The organism is Saccharothrix sp. 6-C (assembly GCF_016695385.1).
GTDB classification, from domain to species: domain Bacteria; phylum Actinomycetota; class Actinomycetes; order Mycobacteriales; family Pseudonocardiaceae; genus Actinosynnema; species Actinosynnema texasense.
Map to the genome: position 1 here is coordinate 4,623,594 of NZ_CP064192.1, position 18,796 is coordinate 4,642,389.

At 72.2% G+C, this 18,796-nt stretch carries 18 protein-coding genes and 1 pseudogene; 7 read left to right on the plus strand and 12 right to left on the minus strand.

The genetic code is table 11. The features are described from left to right. Window positions 1–133: 133 nt before the first annotated feature. Window positions 134–2,062 (minus strand): family 43 glycosylhydrolase, encoded by a 1,929-nt coding sequence (locus IOD16_RS19265; protein WP_201435521.1) that lies wholly within the window; start codon window positions 2,060–2,062, stop codon window positions 134–136. Between the two features lie 355 nt (window positions 2,063–2,417). Between IOD16_RS19265 and IOD16_RS40425 the strand changes: the two are divergent. Next, a pseudogene (locus IOD16_RS40425) lies at window positions 2,418–2,522 on the plus strand (LacI family transcriptional regulator); the annotation flags it as partial. A 46-nt stretch (window positions 2,523–2,568) separates the two neighbouring features. Here IOD16_RS40425 and IOD16_RS40430 read toward each other — a convergent pair. From IOD16_RS40430 to IOD16_RS19285, 4 genes are all read right to left on the minus strand, one after another. Then, a complete protein-coding gene (locus tag IOD16_RS40430; protein ID WP_236594213.1) occupies window positions 2,569–2,790 on the minus strand; it encodes a hypothetical protein in 222 nt (73 codons plus the stop codon). Window positions 2,791–3,160: 370 nt separating this feature from the next. Further along, on the minus strand, window positions 3,161–4,615 hold the full coding sequence (locus tag IOD16_RS19275; RefSeq protein ID WP_201435522.1) for a glutamate decarboxylase: 1,455 nt from the start codon (window positions 4,613–4,615) through the stop codon (window positions 3,161–3,163). Between the two features lie 18 nt (window positions 4,616–4,633). After that, window positions 4,634–5,503, minus strand: a complete 870-nt coding sequence (locus IOD16_RS19280; protein ID WP_201435523.1) for a class II glutamine amidotransferase — start codon at window positions 5,501–5,503, stop codon at window positions 4,634–4,636. 136 nt (window positions 5,504–5,639) lie between these two features. Further along, window positions 5,640–6,854, minus strand: a complete 1,215-nt coding sequence (locus tag IOD16_RS19285) for an amidohydrolase family protein (protein ID WP_201435524.1) — start codon at window positions 6,852–6,854, stop codon at window positions 5,640–5,642. 102 nt (window positions 6,855–6,956) lie between these two features. Between IOD16_RS19285 and IOD16_RS19290 the strand changes: the two genes are divergently transcribed. The 3 genes from IOD16_RS19290 (at window position 6,957) to IOD16_RS19300 (ending at window position 9,301) form a co-directional block, all read left to right on the plus strand. Further along, window positions 6,957–7,424: a MarR family winged helix-turn-helix transcriptional regulator gene (locus IOD16_RS19290; protein ID WP_201435525.1), complete on the plus strand. Its 468-nt coding sequence runs from the start codon at window positions 6,957–6,959 to the stop codon at window positions 7,422–7,424. Between the two features lie 323 nt (window positions 7,425–7,747). Next, window positions 7,748–8,344, plus strand: coding sequence for a helix-turn-helix domain-containing protein (locus IOD16_RS19295; protein WP_201435526.1), 597 nt, complete (start codon window positions 7,748–7,750; stop codon window positions 8,342–8,344). 96 nt (window positions 8,345–8,440) lie between these two features. Beyond that, the gene (locus IOD16_RS19300; protein ID WP_201435527.1) at window positions 8,441–9,301 is read left to right on the plus strand and encodes a class I SAM-dependent methyltransferase; all 861 of its coding nucleotides are present in this window, start codon (window positions 8,441–8,443) and stop codon (window positions 9,299–9,301) included. Here IOD16_RS19300 and IOD16_RS19305 read toward each other — a convergent pair. After that, window positions 9,290–11,818 carry a hypothetical protein gene (locus tag IOD16_RS19305; RefSeq protein WP_201435528.1) on the minus strand — a complete coding sequence of 843 codons (2,529 nt, stop codon included), beginning with the start codon at window positions 11,816–11,818 and terminating at the stop codon, window positions 9,290–9,292. The two genes, IOD16_RS19300 and IOD16_RS19305, sit on opposite strands and share 12 nt — an antisense overlap. A 144-nt stretch (window positions 11,819–11,962) precedes the next feature. On the opposite strand from IOD16_RS19305, the gene IOD16_RS19310 reads away from it, so the two are divergent. Further along, entirely contained in the window at window positions 11,963–12,334 is a 372-nt protein-coding gene (locus IOD16_RS19310; RefSeq protein ID WP_201435529.1) for a hypothetical protein, read from the plus strand. Window positions 12,335–12,384: 50 nt separating this feature from the next. Beyond that, the gene (locus tag IOD16_RS19315) at window positions 12,385–12,960 is read left to right on the plus strand and encodes a DUF4240 domain-containing protein (RefSeq protein ID WP_201435530.1); all 576 of its coding nucleotides are present in this window, start codon (window positions 12,385–12,387) and stop codon (window positions 12,958–12,960) included. A gap of 3 nt (window positions 12,961–12,963) precedes the next feature. Here the strand turns inward: IOD16_RS19315 and IOD16_RS19320 are convergent, their stop codons facing one another. After that, on the minus strand, window positions 12,964–13,371 hold the full coding sequence (locus IOD16_RS19320; RefSeq protein WP_201435531.1) for a hypothetical protein: 408 nt from the start codon (window positions 13,369–13,371) through the stop codon (window positions 12,964–12,966). Window positions 13,372–14,360: 989 nt separating this feature from the next. Then, window positions 14,361–14,543, minus strand: a complete 183-nt coding sequence (locus tag IOD16_RS19325) for a hypothetical protein (RefSeq protein ID WP_201435532.1) — start codon at window positions 14,541–14,543, stop codon at window positions 14,361–14,363. A 133-nt stretch (window positions 14,544–14,676) separates the two neighbouring features. Between IOD16_RS19325 and IOD16_RS19330 the strand changes: the two genes are divergently transcribed. Continuing rightward, window positions 14,677–15,276 (plus strand): hypothetical protein, encoded by a 600-nt coding sequence (locus IOD16_RS19330; protein ID WP_201435533.1) that lies wholly within the window; start codon window positions 14,677–14,679, stop codon window positions 15,274–15,276. Between the two features lie 88 nt (window positions 15,277–15,364). Here IOD16_RS19330 and IOD16_RS19335 read toward each other — a convergent pair whose 3' ends face one another. The 4 genes from IOD16_RS19335 to IOD16_RS19350 are packed head-to-tail and all read right to left on the minus strand — an operon-like array spanning window position 15,365 to window position 18,774. After that, a complete protein-coding gene (locus IOD16_RS19335; RefSeq protein ID WP_201435534.1) occupies window positions 15,365–16,087 on the minus strand; it encodes an ABC transporter permease in 723 nt (240 codons plus the stop codon). Then, window positions 16,084–16,995: an ABC transporter ATP-binding protein gene (locus IOD16_RS19340; RefSeq protein WP_201435535.1), complete on the minus strand. Its 912-nt coding sequence runs from the start codon at window positions 16,993–16,995 to the stop codon at window positions 16,084–16,086. Before IOD16_RS19340 ends, IOD16_RS19335 begins: the two co-directional genes overlap by 4 nt. Next, window positions 16,992–17,852, minus strand: coding sequence for a hypothetical protein (locus IOD16_RS19345; RefSeq protein ID WP_201435536.1), 861 nt, complete (start codon window positions 17,850–17,852; stop codon window positions 16,992–16,994). The genes IOD16_RS19340 and IOD16_RS19345 overlap by 4 nt, the downstream gene beginning before the upstream one ends. After that, a complete protein-coding gene (locus IOD16_RS19350; protein WP_236594214.1) occupies window positions 17,845–18,774 on the minus strand; it encodes an ABC transporter ATP-binding protein in 930 nt (309 codons plus the stop codon). The genes IOD16_RS19345 and IOD16_RS19350 overlap by 8 nt, the downstream gene beginning before the upstream one ends. Between the last annotated feature and the right edge of the window lie 22 nt (window positions 18,775–18,796).

Below are 18,796 nucleotides of genomic sequence, written 5' to 3' on the forward strand. Positions count from 1 at the left end.
GGGAGGGCGGGGAAGTCTGCTGGGCCGGTCCGAAGCCGCGGACGACCTCGGACCGGCTCTCACGAGCGGCCTGGTCGGACCCGTGGGGCGAGCCCGCGTCGCGGTCCGCCGCGCGAGGTCGTGTCGTCCGGGATCAGCCGAACACCCGGAGCTCGTAGACGCGCGCGGCGGCGTCGGCGCCGTTGGTGGGGGTGCTCACGTCCAGGCGGGCGTAGCGGCCGGACACGCCGGAGACCGGGTGCACCGTGGTGGCCGCGGTGTTGTCGGCGACCTGGACGACGCGCCGCCAGGTCACGCCGTCGTCGGACACCGACAGGCTGAACGCCCTGGTGTTGAACGCGGCCTGCTCGCCGCCCGCCTGGGCGTGGGCGACCTCGAACCGGCTCACGGACCTCGTCGCGCCGAGGTCGACGCGCAGCCACGGGCCGGCGGCGGACGAGCAGAACTTGTCCGAGTTGCCGCCGTTCACGGTCCCGTTGACCGCCTTCTCGGGGCCTTCGGTCGACGAGCAGGACGCCGAGCCGGTGGCCGGCCGCCCCTGCGCCAGGTTGACGCCGCCGGCGGTGGCCGGGTCGACGGCCACGTCGTCGAACGTCGCGGCGGCGTTGAACACCCGCACGCCGTTGGCGCCGCTGCTGTGGGCGGTGTCGGTGACGCTGATCTTCGGGGTGGCCAGGTCGTCCACGAACACCTTGATCGACGTGCCCACGGCGGTGACCCGCATCCGGTGCGTGGAGCCGGGGGTGACGGTCAGCGGCGCGGAGCCCAGTTGCGCCCACGAGTTGTCCGCCCGGCCCAGCACCACCCGGCCGGCGGTGCTGATGCCCGCGTAGTAGCCGGCGTAGCTGTCGGCGCCGACGGCCGGCCTGGTGGCGCGGAAGACCAGGCCGGCGTCACCGCCGCCCGCGGTGATCGTGACGTCGGTGTCCTGGGTGAAGTCGCCGAAGTTGGTGTCCAGCAACGCCTTGCCGCCGGCCGAGGAACCCGCGCGGTACTGCCCGCCGGTGGCCGTCCAGGCGCCGCCGTAGGTCCGCCAGCCCAGCGCGTTGTCGTCGGAGAAGTCGTCGCGGACGCGCATGGCGACGCGGCGGATCGTGCCGTCGGCGTTGAAGTGCATGCGGTCGTAGGCGAGCTGGCGGTGGTTGCCGTCGGTCTCGCTCAGCGGACGGCGGTGGTAGACGATGTACCAGATGTCGGTGCCGGGCACGTTGATCACGGAGTTGTGCCCCGAGCCGCGCGCCACCGCCGGGTCCTGCGCCAGCACCTTGTCCAGCTTGGTGAACGGCCCGGTCGGCGAGTCGGAGATCGCGTAGGACACCGAGTAGTCCGGACCGGTCCAGCCGCCCTCGGACCACATCAGGTAGTACTTGCCGGCGCGCTTGAACATCTGCGGGCCCTCGACGTAGCCCGACGGGGTGATCTCCTTGTAGGTGCTGCCGTCCGGGAACGTGCCGATGCTCGTCATGTCGGCGTTCAGCCTGACCACGTTGGCGTGGCTGTGGCCGCCGTAGTACATGTACGCCTGACCGTCGTCGTCGATGAAGACGTCCTGGTCGATCGGCTGCGCGCCGTTGTGGAACCGCGAGATGAGCGGGCGGCCGATGGCGTCGCGGTAGGGGCCCTCGGGCCGGTCGGCGACGGCCACGCCGATGCCGCCGAGCTGCGAGTCGTTCTGGATGTCGTTGGCGGCGAAGTACAGGTAGTGCTTGCCGTTGCGGGTGATCGGGGCCGGCGCCCACATCGCCTGCTTCGCCCACGACACGTTCGCCGCGGTGAGCACGTTGGGGTGCTTGGTCCAGTGCACGAGGTCGGTCGAGGAGAACGCGTCGAGGTAGGTCTGCTCGGCGTAGGACTTCGAGGTGGTCGGGTACACCCAGTACCGGTCGCCGTGGATCGCGACGTCCGGGTCGGCGTACCAGCCGTCGGTGAACGGGTTGCCGGCCACGGCGGTCGGCAGGTCGGGCGCCGCGGCGGCCGCCGCGAGGGGCGGCGGCGCGGCGAGTCCGGCGGTGAGCAGGGTGGCGAGGGCGGTGGCGGCGAGCCTGGGCAGGGAAGCGGTCATCGTTTGCAGCTCCGGTCTGGTGCGCACGGGCAGGGGGGGTCGGCGGCGCTAGAGCGGGAACGGGCCTGGGACGCGGGGTCTCCTCCTCACCTCCGATCCGGTGCTCTGGACAGCCGCGGACGAACTGCGACGTGGGCGTGCTCCAAGCATCCGGGTGTTCGTGACTCACGTCACCGGCCACCTTTACATCGTTGATACAACGTTGTAAAGACTGGGTCGGCCGGCCGGCATCCCGCAGGGTCGACGGGTTCGGCACCGGGGCGGGTCGAGGAAGCCCTGCTCACCCCGGGGCGCTGCTGGAAGGCGACTTCGCCGTGCTCGCGCCCGGCATACCCGTGGTGACGGCACGACGGCCATGGCCCGCTTGCTGTCGCTGCCCGACGCGGTGTTCTGCTCCAACGACCTGCCGGCCGTCTGCGCGCTGCGCATGGCGGCCGAGTGCGGGCGGCGGGTGCTCGAGGACGTGGCCGTGGTCGGAGCTCACCGCTCCGGTCCGGGCGCCGTCGTCAGCCCCGCGGCACGGTCGGCTCGTCGTTCCACGACCGCGCCGGTTGCGCCACGTCGTCGGCTCGGCGGTAGTGCGCGTGCAGCGCGGAAGCGACGAAGGCCCAGCCGACGCCGACGAAGACGAGCGCCCAGCTGGACCACACGACGGCGAGGACCAGGTCCGCCGCGGCGCAGGTGGCGTGCACCGCCAGGACGACGTGGACGAGGGAGGTGCGTCTCATTGGTGGCTCCGGTGACGAGGTTGTCCGACATCGCCGACCAGGCTTCCCGGCACACCGCGCGGCCACCGGATCGATGACCGCGTTGTCAGCCGTATCGACACGCCGGGCAGATCCGTTACGCGGACGGCGGTCGTCCACGTCGAGGGGTCGCCACTCGGGTGAGCTGCGGGTCGGGCAGCCCACGGCGTCGGTGCCGCGGTCGCCGGCGTGGACGACCGGCCGATGGACGGCTACCAGCGTCGCAGCTGAGGACCCGCTACGCCCGGCCACTCGGCCGCAGGTCCGGGGTCGGGGACCGGGTGCCGGAGCACTCGCTGACGAACGCGCCGGGGCCCACCCGGCGAGGGTGCTCTCGACGCGCGAGGCGGGGTCAGCGACGGGGGTGGTCGGGTGATGCGGCACGGCGGCGGGCGTCGCGGTGGTGGGTGCGGGCGGTGTCCGCGCCGTGGGAGAAGGAGGCGGACTCCTCGCCGCGTTGCGGCCGGTCCTGGGCGCGCAGCCGCGGCAGCGCCTGGCGCAGGGCGTCGACCAGGAGGTCGGCGAGGTCGTGGCTGAAGCCGTTGCGCACGACGATCCGCAGCACGGCGAGGTCTTCGCGGTGCGCGGGGAAGGTGTAGGCGGGCACCAGCCAGCCCTGTTCGCGCAGCGCCGCGGAGACGTCGAACACCGAGTACCCCTGCTCGCCGTCGGCGAGGGTGAAGGCGAACACCGGCAGTTGCGTGCCGTCGGTGATCAGCCGGAAGGGCCCGAGCGCGGCGATCCGCTCGGCCAGGTCGCGGGCCACGTCGCGGCAGTAGCCCTGGACGCGGCGGTAGCCCTCCCGGCCGAGCCGCAGGAAGTTGTAGTACTGGGCGACGACCTGCGCGCCGGGACGGGAGAAGTTCAGCGCGAAGGTCGGCATCTCACCGCCCAGGTAGTTGACCTTGAACACCAGGTCGTCGGGCAGCGCGTCGGCGTCACGCCACACCACCCAGCCCACCCCCGGGTAGACCAGGCCGTACTTGTGGCCGGAGGTGTTGATCGAAGCCACCCGGGGCAGTCGGAAGTCCCACGCCAGGTCGGGGTCGCAGAACGGGGCGATCATGGCGCCGGACGCGCCGTCGACGTGCACCGGGACGTCCCAGCCGCGTTCGCGCTGCAGCCCGTCGAGGGCGGCGCAGATGTCGGCGACCGGTTCGTAGCTGCCGTCGAAGGTGGAGCCCAGCACCGCGACGACGCCGATGGTGTTCTCGTCGCAGTGCTCGACGGCTTCCTCGGCGGTGAGGTGGAAGCGGTCGCCGGCCATCGGCACGAGCCGGGCTTCGACGTCCCAGTAGTTGGCGAACTTCTCCCAGCACACCTGCACGTTGACGCCCATCACCAGGTTGGGCCGATCCGCGGGCTCGCCCCGGGCTCGGCGCCGGTGCTGCCAGCGGCGCTTGAGCGCGAGCCCGGCGAGCATGCACGCCTCGCTGGAGCCGGTGGTGGAGCAGCCGGTGGCGTGGTCGGGGTCGGCGGCGTGCCACAGGTCGGCGAGCATCCGCACGCACCGCTGCTCCAGTTCGGCGGTGCGCGGGTACTCGTCCTTGTCGATCATGTTCTTGTCGGCGCACTCCGCCATCAGCACCTGCGCCTTCGGTTCCATCCACGTGGTGACGAACGTGGCCAGGTTCAGCCGCGCGTTGCCGTCGAGCATCAGCTCGTCGTGCACCACCTGGTAGGCCGTCTCACCGTCGAGCTGCCCGTCGGGCATCCGGTCGCGCGGGATCGACACCGGTTCGCGGGTGAACACCGGGTTGACCGCGACGTCGCGGTGCGGCCGGTCCGACGGGTGGGCCAGGGACATGGCGGAACCTCGCTGGGGTCAGGCGCCTGCTTGGGAGGCGGCGGCGTGCGCGCCGAGCTGGTCGAGCGTGAGCAGGTGGCGGGGCGGGTGGTCGAGCACGACGCGCCTGGTCACGTCCAACCGGCCGTCGACGTGCAGCAGCTCGCCGGGGCGCAGCTCCCGCCAGTCGGGGTCCTCGTCCATCCGCTCGCTGGCCACCACCACGGACGGGTGGTCGGACAGCGCGCCGGACCGGGCCCGGATGCGTCCCGCGGTGCTCGCGTGCTCCAGGTGCCGGTCCCCGTGGGGCCCACCCGCGGCGCGCTGGAGCACGAACAGGTCGTGCGTGTCGGGGTAGCGCAACGCCCACAGGTCGGTCGCCGTCGCCAGGACCAGGTTGATCGCGTACACCGGCAGGGTGTCGGCCACCCACCGCGCCGCAGCGGCGATCCCGGCGCCCACGTCCCCGCCGTGCTCGTCGGTGTGCTTGGTGACCAGCGCGAAGAACCGCTCCGAATCGGTGTCACCGGCCACCAGGTCGCGGTAGTCGCCCAGCTCCGCCTCCAACGTCGGGAGGTCGCCGATCACCCCGTTGTGCGCGAACAACCGCCCCCGCTGCTCGAACGGGTGAGTGTTGCGCGGGTCCAGGCCGCCGGTGGAGGCGTAGCGGATGTGCGCGACGAACGTGGCCGACTCCCGCTCCTTCGCCTCCTGCACGAACTGCCGGTCCTGGTAGGCGGCCAACGGCTGCTTGTCGACCTGCGGCGTGCCGTCCTCGGCGAACACGCCCAGCCCCGTCCCGTCCGGTTCGCGCCTGCTCTGCTCCGCCAGGCTGTCCGGCGCCTCCAGCAGCCAGAACGTCGCGCGCACCCGCCGCGGCGAAGCCGACAACCCGAACAGACGACACATCCGGCACCCCTCCCGCCGCGGTCCTCCTCGGGTGCCCCGCCGGCCTCCCGGCAACCACGGTCGGGACCACACCAACCGGTGACAGGACCAGGCCGGCGGTGCGGCTCGATCCGTCCCCGGGCGGGAGTACCGCGGGTCAGGCCGCCAGCCGGGTGCCGCGACGCCAGACGGCCCTGGTGTCGAGGGTGGCGTCGATGTCGACGAGCGGGTCGCCGTCGACCAGCAGGAGGTCGGCCCGGAGCCCTTCGGCGATGCGGCCCCGGTCGCCGAGGCGGAAGCGGCGGGCGGTGGTCGCGGTGGCCGCGCGCAAGGCCCGTGCGGGGGTGAGGCCGGCCGCCACGAGGTGCCGCAGTTCGTGGTGCAGGCTCGCTCCGTGCGCCAGGCCACCGAAGAACGTCTCGGCCATGGAGACGTCGGTGCCGGCCAGCACGTCGACGCCGGCGGCGTCCAGAGCGCGCACGGTGTCGTACACGTCATCGAGCTTGCCCTGCGGGTAGCGGTTGTAGCTGGAGCGCAGGGTCCGGTCCCACTTCTCGTCGAGGCGCGCGGCGACCCGGGGGTCGTCGGCCAGCTCGCTGGCGGTGTGCCCCATCAGCGAGGCGTTGAGGCAGATGCAGGGGATCACGAACATGCCCGCGTCCTTGATGACGCTGATGATCTCGGCGGTGTGCGGCTGGTCCACGAACACGTGGGTGAGGCCGTCGACACCTGCTTCGGCGGCCATCCTGGTGGCCTCCGCGGTCAGCGCGTGGGCCACCGTGAGGGCGCCGTGCTTCTTGGCCTCGGCCACACCGGCGTTCACCGTGGCCTGGTCGAGCGAGGGCAGCCCGGGGTGTCCCTCCACGCTGCCGTCGTCGATCATGAACTTGATGTAGTCCGACCCCCGGGCCAGCAGCTGGGGCACGAAGGCGGCCGCTTCCTCCGGAGTGGTGGAGAACGGCATCAGGGGCATCACCGGCGGCAGGTCCCACTTCGGCCGGAAACCCTCGGGCATCAGCTCGCTCGGGTGACCACCGGGCGGCGTGATGGCGAAGCCGGAGGAGCGCATGTCGGCCCGGGTGTCGTCATCGGTGATGTGCCCCCGGTTCTCCCGCGTGTTCATCCCCTGCATCTCCAGTTCGGTCGTCACGCCGAACCGCAGGGCGAGCGCCAGGGAACCCGGCGCGGAGTGGACGTGGGCGTCGATCAGGCCAGGCAGCAGGGTGCCGCCGGCGCCGTCGACGACCTCGCTGTCGCTCGGGACGTCGCCGCCGACCCGAGCGATCCTCCCGCCTTCGATGAGCACGGTCTGCACGCCCACCGACTTCTCGCCGTCGAAGACCTGCGCGTTCGTGATCGCGGTGAGCCTCATGGCAGTCCGCCCCGTTCCTCGTTCGCCCGGAATTTCCATACCCAAAGTTATATACTTGCCTAAAGGTATGCAACTGCGCGGGCCGGACCTAGACTCCGTCACATGAGCAGCGCCCCCTCCCCCGAGCAGCCTTCCGACGACCTGGTGCTCGACCAGATCGGCCCGGCGCTGTCACGTCTGCGCCGACGGGCGCCGGCCTCGGGCAAGGACCTCTCCCGCAACCTCGTGCTCAACGTGGTCGCCGACGCGCCGGGCGAGATGACCGTCGGTGTACTGGCCACCGAGATGGGCGTCGCCCAACCGGTGGCCAGCCGAACCGTCGCGGCCTGCGTAGCGGACGGCCTGCTGCGCCGTGCGGCGTCTCAAGCCGACGGCCGCCGCACCGTGCTCGAACTCACCGCCCACGGCGAAGCCGAACGCACCCGCTTCGCCGCCGAACAGCGAGCAGCGTTCCAGGAGATCACCGCCACCTGGTCACCGGAAGAACGGATCCAGTTCGCCCGCCTCCTGACCCGCTACGGAGCCGACGCCGCCGAGTGGTCCCGAAACCGCTCCACGAGCCGCGACTGAACGAGCGGCGCCTTGCCGAACTTCCCCGGCGTGCTCGCCATCGCCACCGGAGTCCACACCGGAGCTGTCGGGCCGTCGGTGCAGCGCCACGCCGGCGCTCCTCCACTGGAACCCGGCCGACGGGAGGACATCGCCGAGGGCACTGTCCACGCGCTCGCGGTCCTCGACCCAGTCGAGCACTACCTCGTCCAACTCTGGCCCACCAGCGCGTACGGCGGCTCGCGGCGCTCGTGGTCGGTGACGTGGTTGCCCCCAAGCCCGCCACCACGATCACGACCTTCGACGTTGAGCACAGGTTGCACCAGGTGCATAGCATGTTGCCTATGACGCAAGATGACGGCGGGTTGGACGGCCTCGTGCGCAAGCGCATCCGCGCCCTGCGGGTCGCGCAGGGGCTGTCCCTCGAAGAGCTGGCCGCCCGCGCCCACCTCAGCCAGTCCTCGTTGAGCCGCATCGAGAGCGGTCGACGCCGCTTGGCGCTGGACCAGCTCGTCACCCTGGCCCGAGCGCTGGACACGACCCTCGACCAGCTCGTCGAGAACGCCGCCGACGACGTCGTCATCAGCCCGATGACCCACGGCTCGCACAACCTGAGCTGGCCGATGAAGGGCGACCCGGCCATGAGCGTCATGCGCAGGCGGCTGACCGAGCCGCCGCCCGACAACCCCGCCAGGATGCGCGCCCACCCGGGCCGGGAATGGCTCGTCGTGCTGTCCGGCACCGCGACCCTGGTGCTGGGCCACCGCCGCTTCCGCGTCGAGACCAACCAGGCCGCCGAGTTCCCGACGATGATGCCGCACGCGATCGGCGCCGAGGGCGGCCCCTGCGACATCATGTTCATCTTCGACCGCGACGCCCGTCGCGGCCACCGCGAGACCGACGGTCAAGCCGGGAAGGGTGACGCGCAAGCGGGCTCGTAGCCACCGCCTTGCGCGCCCGGCAGCACGAGCAGCGTTCGTCTTGCGTTTCCCGCAAGACAACGTGCCGTTGGCGCAGTACGGGCTTAGCGTGGCGGTATGCCACCACCGCACACCCACCACGAACACGGCCACCACCACCAGAGCGGCGACGGCGGGCAGGCGGAGATCCTCGACCTGGACGCGGAAGTCCTCGCCGAGCACATCGCCGCCATCACCCGATGGCTGCCGGTGCGGAGCGACCCGCGCCGGATCGTCGACCTGGCCGCCGGCACGGGAGCGGGCACCTTCGCGCTCCTGGACCGCTTCCCCGAGGCGCACGTCATCGCCGTCGACGCCTCACCCGAACACCTGCGACGGCTGCGGGAGAAGGCGTGCGCCCGCGGTGTCGACGGGCAGGTGCGCGTGGTGTCGGCCGACCTCGACGACACCACCTGGCCCGACCTGGGCACACCCGACCTCGTGTGGGCGTCGGCGTCCCTGCACCACCTGGCCGACCCCGACCACGCGCTGCGCGCCGTCCGCGACCTGCTCGCGCCCGACGGCCTGGTCGCGGTCGTCGAGTTGGCCGGACTCCCCCGCTTCCTGCCCGAGCACGCCCCCGCCGAGCGGCCCGGCCTGGAGGACCGCCTCCACGCCGCGGCCGACCGCCTGCACGCCGAGCACGTGCCCCACCGCGGCGCCGACTGGGGAGCCCTGCTGACCGCCGCCGGTTTCACCGTCGCCGACGAGCTCGCCGTCGCCGTCGACATCGAGGGAGCCCGCGACCCGGCGATCGGCCGCTACGCCCTGGGTGTGCTGCGGCGCCTGCGGGGCGCCGTCGCCGAAGAGCTCGCGGCGGACGACCTCGCCGCGCTCGACCGGCTGCTCGACACGGGCAGCCCGCACGGCCTGCTGCGCCGTGACGACCTCGCGCTGCGCACCGAGCGCACGGTCTGGGCCGCGGGCCTACGGCCGTGAGGTGAAGGCGGCGACCACTCCGGGGAGGAGCACCGCGTTCACGTTCCCCGACGGCACCCAGGCCGCGGGTTCCGACGCGCCCGCCCGGTGGATCGAGACCCGGTTGTCGGCGATCCGCACGTCGGTGATCGCGCTCCACGGCAGGGTTCCCCCTTGCACGTCGACGCCTTCCCGGCGCACCCGCAAGCCGCCGAGGTCGACGGTCTCGCCCTGGCGGACCCGGTCGGCCAGCCGGGCGACCAGCCGCGGTTCGAGGTGGCGCCGAGCCAGGTCCACCAGGAACGACCACGCCTCGGGCGGGGCGGCGTCCTTGCCCTCGGTGGTGAACTCCAGGTCGATCTTGTTCGCGAACGTCGCCGGGTACGCGCCGAGCGAGAAGTACCAGAGGGTCTGCCGCGAACCGAGGCCCAGGAAGCGCTTCGTCGTGGCGGGGGCGCTGAGGTAGCGGACCCACTCGACCCGGTCGAGCGCGATCGAGCGGTCGCCGTAGCTGACGGCCCGGGCGTCGGCGCGCAACCGCCTCGACTCGATCTCGGCCTCGAAGCCCTCCCCCGGGTCGTCGTCGGCGGCGAGGCGGTCGGCGAGGTGGTCGGCGAGCCAGGCGGGCACCCGGTCGCGCGGGTAGGCGGCCAGGTCGTCGCGGTAGTGCTCGGGCGCGAACAGGTCTTCGGTCGGGAACGGCTGGTCGCCGTAGTCGTACTCCACGGTCGTCTCGCCGAGGTGCGTGACGGTCAGCAGCAGTCGCCACCACGGCCCCGCCGGCATCCGCGCCGCGACCTCGCGCTGCTCGCGCACCAACGCCATGACCGACTCCGGCACCGGGACCGCGTCGTCGGACCGCTCGGTCCGGAACCGCACCCGGCCCCTCTCGGCGGACGCGGTGACCGCGAACACCGCGCCGAACCGCCGCCACCCGGGCGGGCCGAGCAGGGCCAGCTGCTGGACGATCGGCTCGATCAACCTCGACGCCCGCTCGGCGATCGCCTCCTCGGGCGGGGTGTCGACGATCGTGAAGCTCTGGATGACGCCTTCCTCCTTCAACTGCATGGCCGCCCACTCGATGTCGATCATGCCGTTCGCGGCGCGCTCCTCGGCGATGAACTCGTCCTCCGCCTGCCTCGGCGGGACCGAGCTCGACGTCTCCTTGAGCCGCCCCGAGTCGCCCACCAGGAACACCGACCGGCCCACCGGCATGTCCAGGAACGCCATCGGGTCGCTCTCGTCCACCTCGACCGGCGCGTACACGCTCCACCCGGCCTCGAAGCGATCCGCCACCAGCCCCTCGGTCGGGTAGTCCAGGCGGCGGGACCTGATCGACTCGACCACCAGCGCGATCGCGGCCCGCGCGTCCGCGACCGCCGAGCCGCCGCCGCGGACGTCGCCGGTCACCCCGGGGCGATCCTCCTCGCGGAACGGGGAGTCCTCCGGGTCCTCCCCGGTGAACAGCGCGTCGAACCAGTCGTTCTCGAAGGCCATGCCGAGGCGGCTGAGCACGCGCCGGTACGCCGCCGTGGCCGCGGCGTCGAGGTCGACGACCTCCGAGCCGCGTCGCTCGGCGTCGAGCGCGAGGCGCAGCAAGGCCTGCGCGTCCCCGTCGGTGGAGGACGAGGTGGCCAGCAGGGCGTCCAGGAAGTCCTCGGCGTCGTCCTCGACCGCGAGTCGGCGCAGGGCGGCCAGGTCGGCCTCGCCCAGGTCGGCCCGGCGCACCGCGACGAGCTGCGGGAACACGTCGGCGACGCCGCAGGAGCGCCATGGGGACGCCTGTCGGAGGCGGCCGGCGATGGTGTCGAACAAGCGGGCCGCGGCGTCCGTCTCGGCGTCGAGGTCCTGGAGGATGTCGCACATGGCCTCGCCCGGGACGAGCAGCCACCCCTCGGTGTCGGCGTCGGGCAGGCCCGCCGGGTCGACCGGCGGCCAGGTGCGCCACACCGCGGCCGGGGGCGACGGCGCACGACCGTCGTAGTCCGGGTCCAGGAACTCCACCAGCCGCCGGGCCTGCGAGGAGTCCGGGCGCCGGGCGACCAGGTAGCCCGCCCCGCCCAGCAGGTGTCCCAGCTCGCGCAGGCGGTCGATCAGCCACCCGGGGAAGTCGTGCTCGTGCAGCAGCGCCTGGGCGAAGGCGTCGACGGCCTGGTGGTCGTAGGCGACGGCGGGACGTGGTGGGCGTGGCCGGACGAACCGGCTGAAGTCCGGGCTGCTCTGCCCGGTGTAGCCGCCTTCCCGGGGTGGCTGGCCCGCGCCGAACCAGAGGCACGCCTCCTCGAACCGCGAGCGCGCGTCCTCCGCCGGTCCGCTCGCGGACACCTCTTCGACCTGTCCGTGGGGGCCGACCAGGAACACCGACCGCTCCGCCGGTTCGGGCGAGTCGTCCGCCGGGTCGGGGTCGGCGACCATCACCGGCGCGAAGACGCACCAGCCGCCCCAGAACTGCTCGGCTTCCAGACCTTCGGTGGGGTAGTCCGCCCCTGCGGACCTGATCCGCTCCGACACCAGGGAGATCGCCTGCGCCGCGTCCATCGCCCGTCCTTCCGCGCGTTGCCGGCGGTTCCGTGGCGAACCGCACCGGGGTCGACCGTCGCCAACCTAGCGGATCGATCACGGTGCGTGCGGGGCAACGAATGAGCTTGCGGCGCAGAGGTTGCGCGCCACATGCTGGCACCCATGTCCGAACCGGTGCACGTTCTGGCACGTCCGGTCAGGTGGCGGCGCACGGGCGCCCGCGCGTTCGCGTTCGCCGCCCGGGTGGACGGCGCCTGGTGGGTGCTGAGGCTCAACGACTTCCCCCACCACCCGCTGTACACGCTGTTCGTCGACGGCGCGGTGGTCGGCGATGTGGAGGACGTCCCGTCCAGGGCGCCGGGTTGGGACCTCGGCAGCGCCGACGGGCCGGGGCTGACCGACGAGCAGCGCGCCGAGGCGCTCGCGTCGGTGCGCGGGCTCGAGCCGTACGGCAGCGAGGTCGGCCGGCCCTGTGACGGCGACTGGTGCTCCTGCGCCGGGTCCGCCGAGGAACGCGGCGCCGCGACTGGATGAGCACGCGGCAACCGCGGAGCACCAGTGTCGTTCACCTATACGATGCGCCGGTGGAGATCGACGACTGGTGGGCCGTGGTCGAACGTGCCCGCGTCGCGGTGGGCGACCGCGCCGGGGACCGCGACGACGCCGACGACCCGCTGCCCGACGCGCTGACCGACGAGCTCGCGAAGCTCGGCGCGGACGACATCGTCGACTGGGAGATCACCTTCGTCCAGGTCACGGACTCCGCGTACCGCCACCCCTTGTGGCACGCGGCGTACTTGATCGAGGGCGGCTGCGGTGACGACGGGTTCATGGACTTCCGCGACGGGCTCGTCCTCCAAGGCCGCGACGTGTTCACCCGGGCCGTCGACGACCCGGACACGCTCGCCGACCTGCCCGTGGTCCGCGCGATGGCCGACGAGGAAGGCGGCGGTTGGCTGGGTTTCCAGTCGATCGGCACGTCCGTCGAAGAGGCCTACCGACGGGTGTGCGGCGAGACCGACTCGTTCCACGAGGCGGTCGACCGGGCACTCGCCGGCCTGTCCCGCCCCGGTGAACCGGCGGGACCGGGGTGGCACTGGTCCGACGACGACGCGTTCCGCGAGCACCTGCCCAGGCTGTCCGCGCTGTTCCAGCCCTGAACCTCAGCCGTGCGCGGGCGCGGGGTCGACGGCTTCGCGGGACAGCAGGGCGAAGCGGGTTCCGCCGAGGGCGGTGTCGATCGGGCGGTCCAGCTCCAGCACGAGCGGGTCGTCGGTGATCCGGTAGGTCCGGAACGAGGTCGTGCCGAGCGGTTCCCGGTCCTCCACCTCGTGCCGCGTCCCGCCGTCGATCGCCGACCACGTGCCGGACAGCCGCACGGCCGGTTCGACCTCCAGCACGCCGGGCGCGGTCTCGCGCCACCGGAAGCGCTCGACGGTGAACTCCGTGCTCCAGCTGCACCAGTACGTCCAGCCCGTGCCGTCGGCGCGGAACACGACCTCGGAGTACTCCGGGTCGTGCGGGTACAGGTCGCGGTCCGACCAGTGGCCCACCAGGTTCTCGTCCGGCACAAGCGAATTGTGTCACCACCGTCCGTGCCGATGTCGTGCTGTCGTGGTGCCGCGTCACGAAAGGTTGGGGTGGTGATCGTGTCGGGCTGGCCGCTGCTGGTGGCGGCTGGGACGCTGCTGGTAGAGGTGTTGCTGGTGCTGTGACGGCTTGTTCGACACGGTCACCGGTGGGTGCGTCGAGCCGTCCGGGCACACGCTCTGGACAGTTGTAGGACAAATCCGGTGTTCTTCGTCCAGTTCGTGCCCAGCGAGGGGCAGACTTGCTCTCGGTGCGCGAAGGGGCGGGACGTTGAGCGACAGGAGAGGCTGACATGGGTGCACGGGATTGGTTGAGCGCAGCGGCCGTCACGGTCGTAGTCACGTCAGGATTGGCCGTCATGGCCCCGCCGGCCTCGGCGGCCACCCGCCTCGGCGGCATCGATCTGGGCGCCTACTGTCAGAGAACGGTCAACCCGGGGGACGCCGGCATCGCCTACTTGGTTGAGAACCACGCGAGGGGATGGCGTTGCGTGGATTCGATGTGGGTGGGCCCGCCCTTCGGCTGGGCGACCTACCGAGTGCGAGACATGGATCTCAACCACGCCTGCAGTTTGCAGTACGGCGGAGGGGCGTACGCGGTACTTGAGCAGAACCACGCGCAAGGCTGGGCGTGCTATCGATAGCACGCGCGGAAGCCGAGATGCTCCCGCCACCGTTTCCGATCGCGGAAGCGGTGGGAACAGCTGTCCGGTGGCCAGGTCGAGGGCGGCGAACACCTGGCGGACTCCGGCGGTGCGGGTGCGGGTCGCCCGATGCCGGGTGGGATGCCCGCGACGGAACCAGCCCCGATCGGGTCGCGGTCGCAGGTTCAGCGGGCCGAACTCATCCGAGCAGAGCACCCGCCCGTGTCCCGGTCGAGCAGCAGCCGGCGGTGCTCGGCCAGGTAGGCCACCATTTCGGGCCCAGCGCCGCGAACCCGGTGTCGTCGCACGCGTGGATCAGTCCGGCACTTACCCCGGCGACGCGGCGAACAACTGCGCGATCGCGGTGACGCTGCGGCCCTGCCACGAAGTCGGCACGATCCCCGCGCGACGCGCGCGAACCCGGTCCCTGGTCGACCGCGCGACCTTGACCATCCGCTGAGCCTGCCACGGCTCCGACGGCCGCACGAACACCTCGGGTTGACGAGCCACCGGCAACACCTCCACCAGCAGCGGTCAGCCCGACACGATCACCACCCCAACCTCTCGTAACGCGGCACTAGGGATCGCCACCCTGTGCGTGCTCCGACCGCCACCAGTCGAACCCTGGCCTACGCTCCCGTTCGTGGACGTTTCACCGCGGGATGTGCTCACGCCGGACGAGATCGCCCGGCGGGTGGAGCGCGGGCGGTCGTTGATGCTCCCGGTCGGTGTCGCCTCGGACCTGGACGCCGCCTCGGCGTCCGCGCGGGAACTGCGGGCGTCGCTGCCCGAGGACCTGTGGGTCTTCGCCTCGCCGGGATCGGTGTCCGGCGGGCCGGTGCTCGTGGTGATGCGACTGGTCGGCGCGGCGCAAGCGAAGGAGCTGCGGCCGGCGCTGGAGGTGTTGATCGCCGATTTCCGGCAGTGCGCCGGCGCGCTCGTCGCGGCCCTCCGCGCCGACGTCCTCCCCGCTCACGACCGCGGCGACGAGCACCCGGGCGAGGTCGAGGCCGCCGGTGTCACGTGGGTGATCGAGGTGCACGGCGAGCACTGCCGGTTCGAGGACCCGGTGAGCGGTGTGGTCGTGGAGGCGAACACCTACGACCCCGACCTGCTCGACCCCTACTTCCTGCTGCTGTTCGCCCGGACCTCCGGGCGCCACGACGCCGTCCTCGCCGCGTGCGTGCACGGCTTCCACGACATGTGCCGCCTGCTCGACCTGGCCGAAGTCGGTTTCGCCTGAACGCACCGGCAGAGGCCCGCTCCCCCTCCCGAACCGCGTTCCCGGTGCGGGGTGCGGCGGTGCCGAGCCCTCGCACCGGGAACGCGACCTAGTTCGCCTCGCCCGTCAGCGCGAAGGACCGCAGCCGACGGGTGGCGCCGACCGTGCCCACCACGACGAACACCGACGCCATGACCAACGCGGTCGGCACCGAGAGCGTCGAGGAGATCAGCGGGGTGTCGCCGATCGCGTCCGCGATGGCCGTCGCGTGCTGGCGGATGCTGAACACGCGGGCGCCGTCGACGAACGACACCAGCAGGTTCTCCCACAGCACGATGTAGATGAGGCCCACCGCGACCGGCCGCTTGGTCATCACGCTCAGGGCCAGGAACAAGGCGCTGTAGGCCAACCCGCCCAGGGCCGTGCCGGCGACCAGGCCGACCGCCAGCGGGCCGGAGCCCGCGATCAGGGCCGCGACGGCCAGCGGCACGGCGGTGGCCGCGGTGGTCACCAGCCAGGCCACCAGGAGCTTCGACAGGATGATCTCCGAGCGCGGCAGCGGCTTGGTGATCAGGTGGGTGATGGTGCCGTCGTCGATCTCCAGGCCGAGCGCGCTGCTGCCGACGATCAGCGCGGTGAGCGGCAGGATGACCGCGAGCCCGAGGTTGGAGAAGACCAGCGGGCCCCAGTCGGACGGGGTCTCGCGCTCCTCGCTGAAGACGCTCAGCAGGGTCAGCCCGATCAGGATGATCGGCATGGGGAGCAGCAGCAGCACGCGCCTGCGGCCCAGGAGCGCCCGCGCGGTGAGGCGGATGATCGTCGGGTTCATCATGTGGTCACCAGGTAGGAGAAGACCTTCTCGAGGGACTCGTCCGAAGGCAGGATCGTGGTCAGCCGGACGCCCCGGGCCCTGGCGATCTTGGCCAGGGCCCGGGTGAAGGCGCCGTAGTCGCTGGTGTGCACCTGGAGGCCCGCCTCGGCGATGCTCACCCCGGAGACCGACGGCTCGCCCATCAGCGCCGTCGCCAGCAGGCGGTCGTCGGAGGAGGCGATGGTGAACACGTGCGGGCGGGTGGTCATCAGCCGCCGGATGTGCCGGTAGTCGCCGGAGGCGGCGAGCCTGCCCGCCACGATCACCTGCACGGTGCCGGAGAGCTGTTCGACCTCCTCCAGGATGTGCGAGCTGAACACGATGGTCCGCCCCTGCCCGGCCATGCCGTCGAGCAACTCCATCATGTGCATCCGCTGCCGGGGGTCCATGCCGTTGAACGGCTCGTCCAGCAGCAGCACGTCCGGCTCGTGCACCAGCGCCGCGGCGACCCGGCTCCGCTGCCGCATCCCCTTGGAGTAGCCGGAGATCCGGCGGTCCTGCGCGTCGCGCAGGTCCACGGTCTCCAGCGCGGCGCGGGCGGCGGCCGCCGGGTCGGGGAGCTTGTGCAGCTTCGCGCTGGCCAGGACGAACTCCCACGCGGTGAGGAACCCGGGCACGCTCTCGCGCTCGGTCACCAGGCCCAGCTTGCGGTACATGGCGGGATTGGCCCACGCGGGCTCGCCGCCGATCACGACCTGGCCCTGCGACGGCGCCAGCAGGCCCGCCATGAGGTGCAGCACGGTGGTCTTGCCCGCGCCGTTGGGTCCGAGCAGGCCGGTCAGCCCCGGGCCGATCGACAGGGTCACGTCGTTGACCGCGACCACGTTGCCGTACCAGCGGGAGACGCCTGCGAGTTCGACCGTGTTCATGACTTGATCCCCCTGTACCGCCACACCGCGACCATCGTGCCCAGCGCGGTCAGCGCGACCGCGACGAGGCCGTACACCGGTCCGAACGAGCCGATCGGGACGATGTCGACGTCCACTCCGAACAGCCACTGGTCCACGCCGTTGAGCAGGCTCGTCGGGTCGAGCAGCCCGGCGAGCGAGCCGATGGTCCCGGAGTCCAGCTCGCGCAGGACGGCCGAGATCGGGGCGGTGAGCAGGAAGACGCCGATGATCATGCCGGTGGCGAACACCCGCCTACCCGACAGCGACGCGATCGGCAGGCCCAGCGCCGACAGCAGCACGGCGTGCACGGCCGCGGCGAGGAGGCCGACGAGCAGCCCGCCGAACTCCTCCAGCACCCCCGGCACGCCGTCGTCGGTGCCGAAGGCCATGCCGACGAACATGATCAGCATGGGCACCGCGAACAGCAGGAACGTCGCCGTGGCCAGGGCGGCGACCTTGGTCAGCGCGTAGCCCGACCGGCTCAGCGGGCGCGACAGGTACAGCTGCACCAGCTTCGTGCGCAGGTCCACCGACACCAGCTCGGGCGCGACCACGGCGACGAACACCGTCGCGGCGAAGGTGAAGGTGGACGCGACGCCGACGTAGTCGAGCACCGGCTCGGACAGCTGGCTGTTGATGATCACGATGATCAGGGAGGCGAGGCCGGCCAGGCCGACGAGCCCGATCGGCAGCACCTTCGCCCACGGGCTGCGACCGAGGCCGTAGGCGCTGCGGACGCTGTGCACGTACAGCGAGCGGGCCGAGTAGCCGGGGCCGAGCCGGGGGCCGGTGTAGCGCTGGTAGCCGATGTCGTGGATGACGCCGGGCTCAGACATGGGACACCTCCTCGGCCGGGCGGGCGCGGAACAGGTCGGCGACCTGGTGGCGCTGGCGCTCCAGCCGGTGCAGGCTGAGGTCGAGGTCCGCGACGGCGTCCCGGATCAGGTCGTACACCGCGCCGTCGTCCTCGCCGAGGCGGACGGTCAGCACGCGGTTGTCCCGGCGCACGTCCACGCCGCCGGTGGCGAGCGCGGTGGCGAGCCGCTCGGCGCCCTCGTCGACCTCGACGACGAGCAGGTCGTTGTGCTCGGTCATCGAGGACAGCGTCGCCGAGCGCAGCAGGGTGCCCGCGTCGATGGCGACCAGCGACGTGCAGATCCGCTCGATCTCGCCGAGCAGGTGGGAGCAGACCACCACCGAGATGCCGAACTCGGTGCCGATGCGGTGCACCAGGTCGAGCATCGCCCGCCTGCCCGCCGGGTCGAGCCCGTTGGTGGGTTCGTCGAGCAGCAGCAGCTCGGGGTCGTGGACCAGCGCCTGCGCGAGCTTGACCCGCTGCTTCATGCCGGTGGAGTACCCGCCGATCCGGCGGTAGCGCTCCTCGTAGAGCCCCACGTGCCGCAACGTCTCCGACGCCCGCTCCCGCGCCGCCGCGGCGGGCAGGCCGCTGACCCGCGCCATGTGCGTGACGAACTCGGCGGCGACCATGTCCGGCGGCAGGCAGTCGTGCTCGGGCATGTAGCCGAGCTTCGCCCGGACCTGCTCCCCGTCCGCGATCGGGTCGAGGCCGAGCACGCGGATCCGCCCGCTGGTGGGTGTCAGCAGCCCCAGCGCGAGCTTGATCAGCGTGGTCTTCCCGGCGCCGTTGACCCCGACCAGGCCGACGACACCCGCCTCGATGTCCAACGTCAGGTCCGCCAAGGCGGTCACCTTGTCGTCGTAGCGCATTCCCAGCGCGGTGGTCTCGATGAGTGGCACACGAGGACCCTACGGCCGGCGG